This window comes from Streptomyces sp. SM10, from assembly GCF_002910915.1.
In the GTDB taxonomy this organism is placed as follows: Bacteria; Actinomycetota; Actinomycetes; order Streptomycetales; family Streptomycetaceae; genus Streptomyces.
In genome coordinates this window covers 27,117-40,661 of sequence record NZ_NEUF01000101.1, presented here as the reverse complement: position 1 = coordinate 40,661, position 13,545 = coordinate 27,117, and the positions used below count along the sequence as shown (strand labels likewise).

Genomic DNA, 13,545 nt, shown 5'->3' with positions numbered 1-13,545 from the left:
GGCCACGCTAAGGGCTGCCGGGCGAGGCGAGGAGCTTCGCCTCGGCCTGCGCGTCGAGACCGACGGCCGGCCGGTCGGGCCGCTGGGGAGCCGTGCCTCCGAGACCGCTCAGCCAGTCCCAGGTGTCCGCGACGGTCTCGGCGACGGGTCTGCACCGCAGTCCGGCCGCGTGCGCCTTGGTGACATCGCCCTGGTGCAGCGTGTCGTAGAGCTCTCCGGCGGGCAGCCAGACCGGCAGGTCCGTCCACGGTTCGACACCCGCCGCAAGGAGCAGAGCGGGGTCGGTCCAGCGCAGTCGGGCACGGGAGCCGGTGACCCGGACACAGGCGTCCAGGAGCTCGCCCATCGTCGCGTGCCCCGGGCGGCTCACCGTGTTGAACGCACCTGACAGGCCGTCCGCCGCGGCATCCAGCAGCCAGTCCGCCAGGTCGCGGGCGTCGATGTACTGGAGGGCGGCATCCGGTGGTCCCGGTGCGATCATGTCGCCGCCCCGTGCGGCCCGGCCCAGCCACCACGGCAGCCGGCCGATGTTCTCCCTGGGGCCGAGGATCAGCCCCGCCCGGGCCAGCAGCGCCCGGTCGCCGAAGGCTTCCTGCGCCGCGAGCTCCCCGCCGCGCTTGGCCAGGGCGTACGACACGTCCGGGCCGTCTCCGGGAGAGGCCCCGGTGACCAGCGGCCCGTCCTCCCCCAGCCCGGCGGGGGTGGGGTACGCGTACACGGACCTGCTGGAGACATAGCTGAAGTGCCCCGCTCTCCGCGCCAGCAGTCCGGCGGCGTCCCGCACGGCCGAGGGTGCGCCGCTCCATGTGTCGACCACCAGGTCCCAGGTGCCACCGGCCAGCTCCGCGAGGCCCGCCTCACCCGCCGTGCGGTCACCGGTCAGTGTCCGCACCCCGGGCGGCGCCGCGTGGCGGCCGCGGTGGAGGACGGTGACCTCCCATCCACGCCCGAGGGCCGCGTCGGTGACCGCGCGTCCGACGAATTCCGTACCACCCAGGATCAAGAGCCTCATGTCGTGGTCCTGCCCGGAGTGGCGGACGGACGAAACAGGACCTCGCTCTCGGCAGAACGGGGAACTCCGCGCTCAGGACGTGTACGCGAGAGGGCTACTGTGGCGCAGCAGCCACCGGTGGTACTGCTCGGCCCGCCGTGCCGCGTCGCGGTAGGCCGCCTCCAACTCCTCGTACACGGCGTCCATGTCCGCGCCCGGCCGCGAGACCAGCAGCAGCCGCACGGCGAGCGGGTCGCCGCGCAGCGGGCGGATCGCCATGTCGTCGCGCGGGCCCGAGGTCGGCTGGCACGGGGCGACCGCCTCTCCGAGGACGACGAGGGAGGCAGCCGTGAGGTAGTCGCCGTGCAGGACGGGCGGATCGAGGCCGGCGGCGCCCAGGACCCGGCGCACCCCGTCCCATTCGCCGTCCACCGAGGGGTCGACCATCCACCGGTCGCCCGCCAGGTCCCCGAGGTCGACCACAGGCCGTCCGGCCGCCGGATGGTCCCGCGCCAGGGAGATGAACTGCGGTTCGCGTTCGACGAGTACGCGCTGGACGAGCCCGTCGGGAACGGCGAGCGGGAAGCCCTCCACCTCGTGCACGAAGGCCACGTCGAGCCGGCCGGCCGCCACCGCTCCGAGCAGCGCCCGCGCCGAGACGTCCACCCGGAGCGAGATGTCGGTGCCGGGCAGCCTCACCCGAAGCCCGCGCAGCCATCCTCCGATGACCCGGCTCGCCGTCGATCCGATCCTCAGGCGGGGGCCGTCGGCCCGGGCTGCCTCGGCCTCGGCCAGCGCGGCCCCCACGAGGGCGGACATGCCGTCCAGCAGCGGGCGGGCGCGGCTGAGGACGGCACGGCCCAGCAGGGTGGGCCGGCAGCCGGTCCTCTCCCGGCGGAACAGCTCCGCCCCCATCGTCCTCTCGATCCGCTGGAGCTGGGTGGTGAGCGAGGGCTGGCTGACGCCCAGCCTCCGCGCCGCCCGGTGCAGGCTGCCCGTGTCAGCGATGGCGCAGAGCGCCCTGAGGTGTCTCACCTCGAGCTCCATGACGGCGAGAGTATGGCTGTTCGCACCTCGAGCACCAGATGCCCCAACCCCACCAAACGGGGACGGTTCAGGGGGTGTCGGGGCGACCGGAACGTGCTGATTCCGTGCGCGTTCCGCCGGGCGATAGGGCGGCGCTATCGCCGGTTGACATCATCCGCTGCGGCCCGGCCGGGCCGAGACTCAGTCCGTACCCCCACCCGTTCCCCGTCCGTTCCTCCGGGCGGGGTCCTTCGGACAGGCAGGAGACACCCCCCATGAGACACCCCAGGACAGCCGCCATGTCAGCCGTGGCCGGTCTCGGACTCGCACTCGCCGCCGCTCTGGGCACCGCACCCGCGGTCGCCGCCGCCCCTGCTCCCGCGTCCTCCCAGGACACGGCCCGGGCCGGTTTCGCCGCGTACGCCGGATCGAGCGAGAACGCCGCCGCCAACAAGGCCTTCTTCGAGGCCGTCATGAAGTCCGTGGCCGAGAAGCGGGCCGCGAACCCGGGCGCCCAGGCCGTCACCGTGGTCTACAGCACCACCAACGCCCCCAGCTTCCGCAGCCAGATAGCGAGCAGCACCAGCATCTGGAACAGCTCGGTCAGCAACGTCAAGCTGCAGGAGGGCTCGAACGCGGACTTCGCCTACTACGAGGGCAACGACTCCCGGGGCTCGTACGCGAGCACGAACGGGCACGGCAGCGGCTACATCTTCCTCGACTACGCGCAGAACCAGCAGTACAACTCGACCCGTGTCACCGCACACGAGACGGGGCACGTGCTCGGGCTGCCGGACCACTACACGGGGCCGTGCAGCGAGCTCATGTCGGGCGGCGGCCCCGGGACGTCCTGCACGAACGCCTACCCGAACGCCACCGAGCGCTCGCAGGTGAACTACCTCTGGCAGAACGGCCTCGCGGCCGCTCTCGCCCGCGCCACCTCCTGACGGCCCGCGCCTCGCGCCGAAGGGGCCCCTCCGCCCGGAAGGACACCACCGGCCGCCTCGGTCCCTGCTCCGCCCCGTCGAGCCTGGCTCGGCGGGGCGGAGCCGTCGGCATCGGATTCGCACCCTCGGTCCGTGTTCCGCGCCCGGTCACCGACCGGTGGCGAGCCAGACGGTCACGGCCGCGGCGGCGATGAGCCCGGCGTTGAGTTCGATCCGGCGGTCTCCGCCGGTCAGGTGGACGGCGATGGCACAGGCCTGCAGGACGACGAGGCCGATGGCCGCGGCAAGGGCCAGCGAGGGGGCGATGCCGGTCAGCGGTGGCAGGAGCAGGCCGGCCGCGCCGAGCACTTCGACCGTCCCCAGCGCCCTGAGGGCAGGCAGGGGTAGGCGGTCGACCCAGGCCATCATCGGGCGGAGCTGATCACGGCTGCGGATCACCTTCAACGTTCCCGCGTAGCAGTAGAAGAGGGCCAGCAGTCCGGCCACGATCCAGGAGGCGATGTTCATGGTTCCCGTTCATGGCCGCCGGTTCACGGGGCCCGTCGTGTGCTTCGTGTGCGCCGATGGCGCCGTGGGCGCCGTGCGTCGTGGGCGTCGTGGGCGTCGTGCACCGATGGCCGGGGAAGCCTCGGAGGAGGCGGCAGACCACGGCCTCGCCTCCCGGCCGGAGCACGGGTGGCCGGCCCGTTCCGTCGCCCCGCGCTCAGGCGAGGTCGGTGGCGGGCTCGGTCGCGTAGCGGCTCATCGCCTCGATTCCGGTCCCTCGCGTCATCGGCCGGCCGTCGGCGAACGCCCCCTGCAGGTCCCGGAAGTACTGCAGGTACAGGTCCGGCGTGAAGGTGCTGAGCATGACGGCGGGGCGGTCGGTCAGGTTGGCGAAGGTGTGAGGGGCGCCCGGCGGAACCATCACGAACGTGCCCGCGGTGACGTCGTGCTCCGTGTCCCCGACGGTGAACCGGACGGTGCCGGAGAGGACGTAGAAGCCCTCGTCGTGCTGGGCGTGGCGGTGCTGCGGCGGCCCCTGGGTGCGCGGGGCCAGGACGGACTCGGCGACCGCGAGACGGTGCCCGGTCCGGCTGCCGTCCTCCAGAACACGCATGCGCGTGGTGCCCAGGACGATCGTCTCACCGTCACCCGGGCCCACCACCGACACGGCCGGGCCGGCGGCCGGCTCGCTGGTCATGGCTCTATCGGTCATGTTCACCAGTGCACCGCCGGGCCCCCTCCGGTGTCCAAGACCCTTCTCGCAGCACCGATACCTCATGGGTATCGTTGCAGCATGGAGCTACGGACCTTGCGCTACTTCGTGGCAGTCGCCGAGGAACTCCACTTCGGCCGGGCCGCCACCCGACTGCACATGAGCCAGCCGCCGCTGAGCCGGGCCATCAAGCGGCTGGAGGCCGACATCGGGGCCCTGCTCCTCACCCGCTCGCCCACCGGTGTCACGCTCACCCCGGTGGGCACGGTTCTCCTCGACGAGGCCCGAGCCCTGCTCGACCACGCCGACCGTGTCCGTCTACGCGTCGGCGCCGCAGCCGGCGCCGCAGCCCTCACCGTCGGCATCCTGGGCGACGGCACCGACCCGGGCGTCTCCAGGCTGGCCGCCGCCTACCGCCACAACCACCCCGGCATCGACATCCGCATCCGGGACGCCGACCTGACCGATCCGACGTGTGGACTGCGGGCCGGGCTGGTGGACGTCGCCCTCACCCGGGCGCCGTTCGACGAGACCGCCCTGACGGTGCGTGCGCTGCGGAGCGACCCGGTCGGCGTGGTCCTGCGCGCCGACGATCCACTGGCCCGCCGCGACCGGCTGCGGCTGGCGGACCTGGACGACCGCCGCTGGTTCCAGTTCCCGCAGGGCACCGACCCCCTGTGGCAGTCGTACTGGAACGGCGGCAGGCCGCGCGAGGGGCCGGTGGTGCGCGCCGTCCAGGAGTGCCTGCAGGCGGTGTTGTGGAACGGCACGATCGGCCTGGCGCCCTTCGGGCACAGCCTGCCCGCGGAGTTCACGGTGGTCCCGCTGATCGACATGGCACCGAGCCGGGTGGTGGCGGTGTGGAACGAAGGTGACACCAACGCGTTGGTCCGCTCCTTCGTCGAGACCGCGGGGGTCTCCTACCGCCACTGAGCCCCGGCGGTCGGTGCGCAGCCACGTCCCGTGGACACGGGAGCCGTCAGGCGAGCTCCAGGGGGAAGGCCCCACGGTGTCCGGTGCCCGCGCCGTGCGCCGGGCGCGGTTCGAACTCCCGGCAGCTCCAGATCTCCTGGACGAATCCGGTACGCCGGTCCCACAGGCCCGCGACGTCCTTCCCGTCCGAGACGTCCCGGTAGGCGTCCTTGGCTCCGCGGAAGCAGGCCAGGCCTCCGGACAGACCGCGGACCGGGGCCGGGAAGTAGTCGGAGAAGGCGCAGGCTATGCAGGTCTGCAGGTGCATGTCCGGCGGCAGGATCCGCTGGATCGTTGCCAGCGCTGAAGCGAAGTCGCCCTCGGCGCGGTTCGACTCGTAGACCGCGCCGTCCAGATGGAGTGCGAGGTAGAGATCCGGGTCCGCCCTGCGCAGGGAGAGCAGGCAGCTGAGAGTGGCCTGGCGGACCGTGCCGGAGACGAGCACGGGCAGCGGGAGGTCCCACTCCAGGACGCAGTCGTCGAGCACACCGTCGACCAGGTCGAACAGGCCGTCGCCGACCGGCGTGCCCGCCGCCGGGCCCAGGCCGTCGAAACTCTCGCCCTCGAAGTCCGTGCCCCGGACGCGGATACGGAGTTGCTGTCCGTCCGTGGTGAGAATGACGGCCTCGGAACCATGGCGGTCCCGGTACCAGCCTGCCCACGACTCATCTGTCATGAGCAGGGACTGTAGTCCGTGCCCCGGGGGCGGCCCGGGGCACCCTCCCCTTCCGGGACCCCGTCGGCCGGGACCCGCTCATCCGCCTTGCGGCTCACGCCACATGGGCCACATCGGCGGGCCGCCGGGGAGGTCCACGGTCCGCCCCGTGAAGGTGAAGCCGAGCCGCTCGTACAGAGCGCGGCTGCGCGCGCTGCTCGCCTCCAGATAGGCAGGGGTCCCCTCCTGGTCGCACCGGTCCAGGACCCCCCTCATCAGGGCCTCCCCGATGCCCTCGCCCTGGCGCTGCGGGGAGACACCGATCATCAGGAGGTACACGTGCGCCCGGTCGTGGGGATGGGCGGCGCCCGTCAGCCTCCCCACCAGCTCGGCCCGTTCGTTGCCGGGATCCGCGGTCTCCCTCATGAGCGCGGGGGTGTCGTCGTCCTCCGGAGGGACGCCCGCCGGCACGGAGAGCCAGAGAGCCGTCGCCGTACCGTCCTCCAGCAGGTCGATCCGGCCTCCTTCCAGCGTGATGTCGGCGAAGACTCCGAGGAACTTCCCGTGGACCGCGCGCCGGTGCTCCTCGTCCGGGAAGACCCAACTGCTCACCGGATCGTCGTGGAATGCCTCGTCCAGGATCCGTACGACCTGATCCCTGTCCCGCTCGTCCGCCTGCCGCACGCGTACGCCCATGACCGGCCCCGCCCCTTCGCCCCGTGATGGTGATCCCAACCGACCCACAGAATCCTAGAGTTGGGTGTCGTCCCCGGTCACGGGCGGCCCGGTTCAGTGCGTTCTGCGGGTGACGAACTCGGCCAGCGCCAGCAGGTCCCCGGCACCGTCAGGATCGGGCACGGCGCGGGACAGGTGATGGACGGCCCGGGCCATCCGGTCCGCCGCGGCGGTCTGGGCCCAGTCCCGGCCGCCGGCCCGGTCCACCGCGTCGGCGGCGCTCCTCACCTCCCCCGGTGTGTTCATGGGGCCCCGGTAGAGCGCGGCCAGCTCGGCGGCGGCCGGGGTGTCCGAGGTGAGCGCCGCCACCACCGGCAGGGACTTCTTGTGGGCGGTCAGGTCGGCCCCGACCGGCTTGCCCGTGCGGGCCGTGTCGCCCCAGATGCCGATCAGGTCGTCGATCAGCTGGAAGGCGAGACCCGCCTCCCGGCCGAAGCCGTCCATGGCCCTGACCTCCCTCTCACCGGCCCCGGCGTAGAGCGCGCCGAGGGCGCAGGCGCACCCGAGCAGGGCTCCCGTCTTGGCCATGGCCATGGCCAAGCACTCGTCCAGTGTGACGTCGTCGGGCCCGCGCTCCTCCAGGGCGCAGTCGGCCTGCTGTCCCGCGCAGAGCTCGATGACGCAGGTGGAGAGCCGGACCGCGGCCTCCGCGGACGCGGGGTGCGGGTCGTCCGCCAGCAGCCGCAGGGCGAGGGAGGACATGGCGTCCCCGGTGATCACGGCGTCCGGCACCCCGAACACCGCCCAGGCGGTGGGGCGGTGCCGTCGCGTGGTGTCCTCGTCGATGACGTCGTCGTGCAGCAGGGTGAAGTTGTGCGCGAGTTCGACGGCGACGGCCGCCCGCATCGCCGCCTCCGGGTCGCCTCCCAGGGCGCGGGCGGCGGCCAGGACGAGTGCGGGCCTGATGGCCTTGCCGGCCTGCCCGGAGGCGGGTGTGCCGTCGGCGTTCTGCCAGCCGAAGTGGTACATGGCGACCCTGCGGATCGCCCCGGGCAGCGTCTCGACGGCTGCGCGAAGATGCGGATCGACGGCGTTGCGGGTGTGCTCGAGCAGCGCGGCTGCCTTGCGGCCCTCCATCGCGGCATCCGTACTGGTCATGGTCACGGTCACTCCTTCCGGGCGCCACGCGGCACCTTGGTCGCGGCCTCGGCCTGCCGGGCCCGGGCGGTCGGCGCCCGGGCCCGGGGAGTGTCACCGCCAGCGGCTCACCTCCACGTTCTCCAGGACGCCCAGGGCATCGGGCACCAGAACGGCGGCGGAGTAGTAGGCCGTCACGAGGTACGACATGATCGCCTGGTCGTCGATGCCCATGAAGCGCGCCGAGAGGCTCGGTTCGATCTCGTCGGGGATGCCGCTCTGCTGGAGTCCGATGACCCCCTGGTCCGCCTCCCCGGTCCTCATGCAGATGATCGACGTGGTGCGGGCGTCGGTGACCGGGATCTTGTTGCAGGAGAAGATCGGCACGCCTCGCCAGGACGGCACGTGCTCTCCCCCGACCTCGACGGTCTCCGGCACCAGGCCCCGCTTGTTGCACTCGCGGCCGAAGGCCGCGATGGCCCGCGGATGGGCGAGGAAGAGCTTCGATCCGCGCCGCCGGGACAGGAGCTCGTCCATGTCGTCGGGGCCGGGCGCCCCGTCGTGGGGCTGGATCCGCTGCCCGTAGTCGCAGTTGTTGAGCAGCCCGAACTCCCGGTTGTTGACGAGCTCGTGCTCCTGGCGCTCGCGCAGCGCCTCGACGGTGAGCCGCAACTGCTGCTCGGTCTGGTTCATCGGCTGGTTGTAGAGGTCGGCCACCCTGCTGTGGACCTTCAGCACGGTCTGGGCGACGCTCAGTTCGTACTCGCGCGGCGCCGACTCGTAGTCGACGAAGGTGTGCGGGACGACGCTCTCCCCCACATGGCCCGCCGACAGGTCGATCTCCGCCTCGCCGTACTTGTTGGTGCGCTGGTGCGGGATGGCGAGGAGCCCCGCGAGGTGGTCGCGGAGCGAGTCCGCACGGGCCGCGAGGTTGAGCACGTCCGACCGGCGCAGGGTCAACAGCGTGCAGGCTGTCACCGCACGCGCCGTGTACTCCCAGCTCGCGTCCCCGTCGATCAGGACGTGGTCACCGAAGTAGGCGCCGTCGGCCAGGACTCCGAGCACGGTCTCGTCGCCGTAGGGCCCGGTCCCGATCTTCTCGATCTTGCCGTGCGCCAGGAGGTGGACGCGGTCCGCCGCGTCGCCCGCCGCGGCGAGCACCTCACCGGCCGCGACGTCGCGCTGTTCGCACCTGCGCGCCAGCTCGGCGAGCACCTCCTCGTCACCGAAGTCGCGCAGCGCGGGAAGTTCGCCGAGCTCGGCCGGGATGACAGTGACCCGGTCGCCGGTCTGGACGAAGGTCACCCTGCCGTCCCCGACCGAATAGCTCAGTCGGCGGTTCACCCGGTAGGTGCCGCCCTGCACCTGGACCCACGGCAGCATGCGCAGCAGCCACCGCGAGGTGATCTCCTGCATCTGCGGGGCGGACTTGGTCGTCGTCGCGAGGTTCCGCGCAGCCGCTGTGCCGAGACTCTGCTGCGGCGGCTGCGTGTCGCGAACCTCTTCACCAACGGACATCCGACATCCTCTCGATCATGGGCTGACCTGCAGGAAGAACACTTCCAGCCGGAGGACACGGCGCGCTATTACACAAAAGAGTGTGACTAACCGGGCGTGGGACGGGAACGTTGCCCGCATCCGGGCGCCTCATACAGTCCGGGCGGAAGCGGGTCGGGCGGTCGCGGGCGGAGCACGGCTCGGGCCCGGGTGCCTAGGACTTCGGCCCGCTCCTGACCCCGACCTCCGCCCGTTACGGCGCCGGACAGGGCTGCCTAGCGTTCTCGCCATGGATACGACAGGCACCCTCGACGAGGCACTCCAGCGGTTGCACGTCTCCGGTCCCGAGCGGCTCGGCAGGCTCACCAACCACGCGCCCATGGCCGTCGAGGCCCTCGCCGCCAACGGCCGGGCGGAGTCCGTCCACCGCTGGCTCGACGTGTACGCGTCCCGGCTCGAGGAGTTCCCGCCCGGCGTGGAGCCGGTCACGGACGCCGGCTGGCGTTCCGCCCTGGGTGATCCGCGCCGCGCCGCCGACTGGATCGGCTACTTCGGCCGGGAGACCGCCGAGCATCCCTGGCGTGACGTGCTCGCCCGGTGGTGGCCCCGTCTCCTGCCCGGCATGTACGGCGGATCGACGCATCCGGTGATCCGCGTGGGCCACGCCGTGCGCACGCTCCTGGCCGGCGAGAGCACCGAGCCCCGGCTGAACGAGCTCGCTCACGGCCTCGGTTACTGGGCGGCGCGCCACCGACCCGTCACCGGCCTCACCCTCTTCGCGGGCGCCGACACCGCCGCCGGGGCCCTCGACGCGGTACGGCCCCTCGCCCGGCGGGAGGGCGGCTTCCCCGACCGGCTCGGCCGTGTCACGGGTGTGCCGGTGTGGGCCGCCACGGTCACGGACCCGGACGAGGGGCACCGCCGGCTCACCGAACTGGTCAGGGCCGCCACCCACCGGTACGCCACCCACGGCCACGGCGAGGAGACGATGCTGGTCCACGCGGCCACGGCACCCAACGCCGTGCTCCGGACGCTCCCCGCGCTCCCGCGGGACCTCTGGGTGCCGAGCCTCCGGGCCGCCTGGACCGCGTCGGCGGCGGTGACGGCCATGTACGCCCCCGACGCCCCGGTGGCCTACGTCCCGCCGGGCCCGGTCACCTCCGAAGAGGTCTTCGAGCGGGCCGTGGCCCACGGCGACGAGCACGTCGTCAAGCTCACCGACACGGCCCTCGACATCGGCGACGAGCGGGCACTCGCCGCGGCCCTGCGGGCCGTCGAGCTCAGCGACCCGCTGAGGTAGGCGGCAGGGACGGCCGGCCGGATCGCTTCCGCGGGAAGGCCCGCGAGTGCCGAAGAGGCGGTCGGTCCGACGCCAGCGGGGCACCCGACACGAGAACCTTGCCCGGGTCGAGGATCCCGTACGGATCCAGGGCAGCCTTGACGGCTCGCTTCATGACGCCCGGCTGGACGACGGCAAGGCGTTCCACCGGGTCGATGCGCAGGATCCGGTTCATGTCCTCGAACGAGAGGGCGACGGCGCCGTCCACCGCGTTGGCCCCGCCCGACAGTCCCGTACCGGCGCCGCGCGGGATCACCGGGATCCGGTGATCGACGCGGTACGCCACGACAGCCCGCACCTCGCCGGTGCTCTGGGGGCGCGCGACGGCGTGAGGCAGCCCCGCCGGGGCCCACTCCGCCTCATCGCGCGCGCAACGGCCCAGGCTGTCCGGGTCGGTGATGACCTTGACCGCCGGTATCCCGTCGGCTGCGTCCGGCTTCGGCACGGCCGCTGACCACCTTTCGCACGCCACACGTGCCCCGCATCCGTCACGGAGCCCCCCGTCATGGCACTGCCTCTCGGGCCGAGGACGGCCTTAAGTTGCATCCCTGTTGCAACTTACCTAGGCTGCGACCATGCGACTGACGCGATTCACCGATGTGGCACTCCGGGTACTCATGCGCCTGACCGCCACCGCGGAGGGCGAGGACCCGCCGACCACCCGCGAGGTGGCGGCCACCATGCAGGTGCCTTACACCCATGTCGCGAAGGCCGTCGCCCGCCTCCAGCACCTCGGCCTGGTCGACGCGCGACGCGGCCGGGGCGGGGGCCTCTCCCTCACCACGGCCGGGCGGTCGGCGTCGATCGGCACCCTGGCGAGACAGCTGGAAGGGCCGGGCGAGGTCGTCGAATGCGAGGGCAGCACCCCGTGCCCCCTGCGCTCCGCGTGCCTGCTCCGCTCCGCGCTGCGCCGGGCCGAGGAGGCGTTCTATGTCTCGCTCGACCCCCTCACGGTCGCTGATCTCGTCTCCTCACCCACCGGCCCGCTGCTGCTCGGCATCACTCGCGGCCGGCCCGCACCCGGCTGATCCGCCGCAGCCCGGCCGGACCCACCCGGCCGCGCCCACGACCGGGCACACCCTGCCTCAAAATTCGTATCTCATATCCCAATTAATGGCCGCCTTCTCGCGGTCCGCTCTCCCCACCGAGGAGTCAACCCATGCTCTCCGACACGTCGACCGCCACCGTCCGAGCCACGCTGCCTGCCGTGGGGGCGGCCGTCGAGGACATCGCGGACCTCTTCTACAGGAATTTGTTCGACGCCCACCCGGAGCTCCTGCGGGACGTGTTCAACCGGGGGAACCAGGCTTCCGGCGCACAGCGCTCGGCGCTCGCCGGCTCCATCGCCGCCTTCGCCACGCACCTGGTCCAACACCCCGGTACCCGGCCCGACGTGATGCTGGCCCGCATCGCCAACAAGCACGCCTCACTGGGCATCACCGCCCCGCAGTACGCGATCGTGCACACCCACCTCTTCACCGCGATCGCCGAGGTGCTCGGCGACGCGGTCACCTCCGAGGTCGCCGCCGCCTGGGACGAGGTCTACTGGCTGATGGCCAACGCCCTGATCGCCGCCGAGGAGCGGCTCTACGCGCAGCAGGGCGTGACGGCGGGCGACGTGTGGCGCGAGTGGACGGTGACCTCACGCACCGAGGACACCCCCGACGTCGCCACCTTCCGGATCACTCCCGCCGACGGCACACCGGCACCCGCCTTCCGACCGGGTCAGTACGTCTCCGTCCAGGTGGAACTCCCCGACGGCGCCCACCAGATACGCCAGTACAGCCTCACCGGGGCGCCGGGGCCCGGTCCGCGCTCCTTCTCGGTCAAGCGGGTGCGGGGCGGCGAGGGCCCGGAGGGCGAGGTCTCCGCCCACCTGCACTCAAGGCTGCGCGCGGGCGACCGGCTGCGCGTCTCGGCCCCCTACGGCGATCTGGTGCTCGACGGCTCCGACGCCCCGCTTCTCCTCGCCTCGGCCGGCATCGGCTGCACCCCGATCCTGTCGATGCTGGAGGACCTGGCCGAGAACGGGCACCGGTCGCCGGTCACCGTGGTGCACGGCGACCGGTCACCCGCCGACCACCCGCTGCGCGTCCGCCACAAGGCGCTCACCGACGAACTCCCCGGCGGCTCAGCCCATTTCTGGTACGAGGTCCCGGAACCAGGTCGGCCCGCCGAGCGCACCGGGAGGGTCGATCTGAGCGGACTGAAGGTCGAGCCGGGCACCCACGCCTACCTCTGCGGGCCGTTGCCCTTCATGCGCGCCGTCCGCTCCCAGCTGCTGGACAGGGGCGTGGCTCCGGCCGACATCCACTACGAGGTGTTCGGTCCCGATCTCTGGCTCGCCCAGGACTGAGCACGGCCCACCCGGAGCACGCGGACTGTCCGGATGGAATCGCACACGAGGCGAACAGCACCGGGACAGGTTTGGCGGAGCCTCCAGTTCCGGTAGAAGCGCTGTACGGACACACGCTCCCCCACGGCACGAAGGAGTTGGCCATGTCCTCACCCATGTCAGCGAGCAGTTTCCTCAAGGCCCTGAAGGACGAAGGGCTCACCGTCGTCCAGGTGGGCGACTGGCGTACGCACAACCGCAACCACAAGGGTCCCTGGGGGCCCGTGCACGGGGTGATGATCCACCACACCGTGACGAAGGGCACGGCCCGCACGGTCGAGATCTGCCGGGACGGCTACTCGGGGCTGCCCGGCCCGCTCTGCCACGGTGTGATCGCGAAGGACGGCCGGGTCCACCTGGTCGGCTACGGCCGGGCCAACCACGCCGGGCTGGGCGACGACGACGTCCTGCGCGCCGTCATCGCGGAAAGGCGCCTGCCGTCGGACAACGAGTCCAACACCGACGGCAACCGGCACTTCTACGGCTTCGAGTGCGAGAACCTCGGCGACGGCAAGGACCCGTGGCCCGCCGTTCAGCTGGAGGCCATCGAGAAGGCCGCGGCGGCGGTCTGCCGCGTCCACGGCTGGGACGCGCCCTCGGTCATCGGGCACCGGGAGTGGCAGCCCGGCAAGGTCGACCCGCGCGGATTCTCGATGACGGGCATGCGCAACCGGATCCACGACCGGCTGAAGTAGGGCGGTGCGGGTCGGCAC

General features: G+C 72.4%; 15 protein-coding genes. 6 read left to right on the top strand and 9 right to left on the bottom strand.

Going from position 1 to position 13,545, the window contains the following annotated elements:
• Window positions 1-7: 7 nt before the first annotated feature.
• Window positions 8-1,012 carry an NAD-dependent epimerase/dehydratase family protein gene (locus B9S57_RS15510; RefSeq protein ID WP_181011358.1) on the bottom strand — a complete coding sequence of 335 codons (1,005 nt, stop codon included), beginning with the start codon at window positions 1,010-1,012 and terminating at the stop codon, window positions 8-10.
• A 72-nt stretch (window positions 1,013-1,084) separates the two neighbouring features.
• Complete coding sequence (locus tag B9S57_RS15505) at window positions 1,085-2,038, bottom strand: LysR family transcriptional regulator (RefSeq protein WP_103516162.1); 954 nt, start codon at window positions 2,036-2,038, stop codon at window positions 1,085-1,087.
• Window positions 2,039-2,292: 254 nt separating this feature from the next.
• Between B9S57_RS15505 and snpA the strand changes: the two genes are divergently transcribed.
• Window positions 2,293-2,964 (top strand): snapalysin, encoded by a 672-nt coding sequence (snpA, locus tag B9S57_RS15500; RefSeq protein ID WP_258036400.1) that lies wholly within the window; start codon window positions 2,293-2,295, stop codon window positions 2,962-2,964.
• Between the two features lie 147 nt (window positions 2,965-3,111).
• On the opposite strand, the gene B9S57_RS15495 is transcribed toward snpA, so the two are convergent.
• On the bottom strand, window positions 3,112-3,471 hold the full coding sequence (locus B9S57_RS15495; protein WP_103516160.1) for a DoxX family protein: 360 nt from the start codon (window positions 3,469-3,471) through the stop codon (window positions 3,112-3,114).
• Between the two features lie 196 nt (window positions 3,472-3,667).
• On the bottom strand, window positions 3,668-4,162 hold the full coding sequence (locus tag B9S57_RS15490; protein ID WP_181011357.1) for a cupin domain-containing protein: 495 nt from the start codon (window positions 4,160-4,162) through the stop codon (window positions 3,668-3,670).
• A gap of 81 nt (window positions 4,163-4,243) precedes the next feature.
• Here B9S57_RS15490 and B9S57_RS15485 point away from each other — a divergent pair, with 81 nt between their 5' ends.
• Window positions 4,244-5,095: a LysR substrate-binding domain-containing protein gene (locus B9S57_RS15485; RefSeq protein WP_181011356.1), complete on the top strand. Its 852-nt coding sequence runs from the start codon at window positions 4,244-4,246 to the stop codon at window positions 5,093-5,095.
• A gap of 46 nt (window positions 5,096-5,141) precedes the next feature.
• On the opposite strand, the gene B9S57_RS15480 is transcribed toward B9S57_RS15485, so the two are convergent.
• From B9S57_RS15480 to B9S57_RS15465, 4 genes are all read right to left on the bottom strand, one after another.
• A complete protein-coding gene (locus tag B9S57_RS15480) occupies window positions 5,142-5,810 on the bottom strand; it encodes a DUF6304 family protein (RefSeq protein WP_103516157.1) in 669 nt (222 codons plus the stop codon).
• Window positions 5,811-5,888: 78 nt separating this feature from the next.
• Window positions 5,889-6,485 carry a GNAT family N-acetyltransferase gene (locus B9S57_RS15475; protein WP_103516156.1) on the bottom strand — a complete coding sequence of 199 codons (597 nt, stop codon included), beginning with the start codon at window positions 6,483-6,485 and terminating at the stop codon, window positions 5,889-5,891.
• A gap of 93 nt (window positions 6,486-6,578) precedes the next feature.
• The gene (locus B9S57_RS15470; protein ID WP_103516155.1) at window positions 6,579-7,622 is read right to left on the bottom strand and encodes a family 2 encapsulin nanocompartment cargo protein polyprenyl transferase; all 1,044 of its coding nucleotides are present in this window, start codon (window positions 7,620-7,622) and stop codon (window positions 6,579-6,581) included.
• A gap of 93 nt (window positions 7,623-7,715) precedes the next feature.
• Window positions 7,716-9,119 carry a family 2B encapsulin nanocompartment shell protein gene (locus tag B9S57_RS15465; RefSeq protein ID WP_103516154.1) on the bottom strand — a complete coding sequence of 468 codons (1,404 nt, stop codon included), beginning with the start codon at window positions 9,117-9,119 and terminating at the stop codon, window positions 7,716-7,718.
• Between the two features lie 268 nt (window positions 9,120-9,387).
• On the opposite strand from B9S57_RS15465, the gene B9S57_RS15460 reads away from it, so the two are divergent.
• Window positions 9,388-10,398 (top strand): questin oxidase family protein, encoded by a 1,011-nt coding sequence (locus B9S57_RS15460; protein WP_103516153.1) that lies wholly within the window; start codon window positions 9,388-9,390, stop codon window positions 10,396-10,398.
• Here B9S57_RS15460 and B9S57_RS15455 read toward each other — a convergent pair.
• Window positions 10,379-10,882, bottom strand: coding sequence for an FAD-binding oxidoreductase (locus B9S57_RS15455; RefSeq protein ID WP_258036399.1), 504 nt, complete (start codon window positions 10,880-10,882; stop codon window positions 10,379-10,381). The genes B9S57_RS15460 and B9S57_RS15455 overlap by 20 nt on opposite strands.
• A 130-nt stretch (window positions 10,883-11,012) precedes the next feature.
• On the opposite strand from B9S57_RS15455, the gene B9S57_RS15450 reads away from it, so the two are divergent.
• From B9S57_RS15450 to B9S57_RS15440, 3 genes are all read left to right on the top strand, one after another.
• Window positions 11,013-11,465 (top strand): Rrf2 family transcriptional regulator, encoded by a 453-nt coding sequence (locus B9S57_RS15450; protein WP_103516152.1) that lies wholly within the window; start codon window positions 11,013-11,015, stop codon window positions 11,463-11,465.
• A gap of 131 nt (window positions 11,466-11,596) precedes the next feature.
• Entirely contained in the window at window positions 11,597-12,793 is a 1,197-nt protein-coding gene (locus tag B9S57_RS15445; protein WP_103516151.1) for a globin domain-containing protein, read from the top strand.
• A 143-nt stretch (window positions 12,794-12,936) separates the two neighbouring features.
• Entirely contained in the window at window positions 12,937-13,527 is a 591-nt protein-coding gene (locus tag B9S57_RS15440) for an N-acetylmuramoyl-L-alanine amidase (RefSeq protein WP_181011355.1), read from the top strand.
• Window positions 13,528-13,545 lie beyond the last annotated feature (18 nt).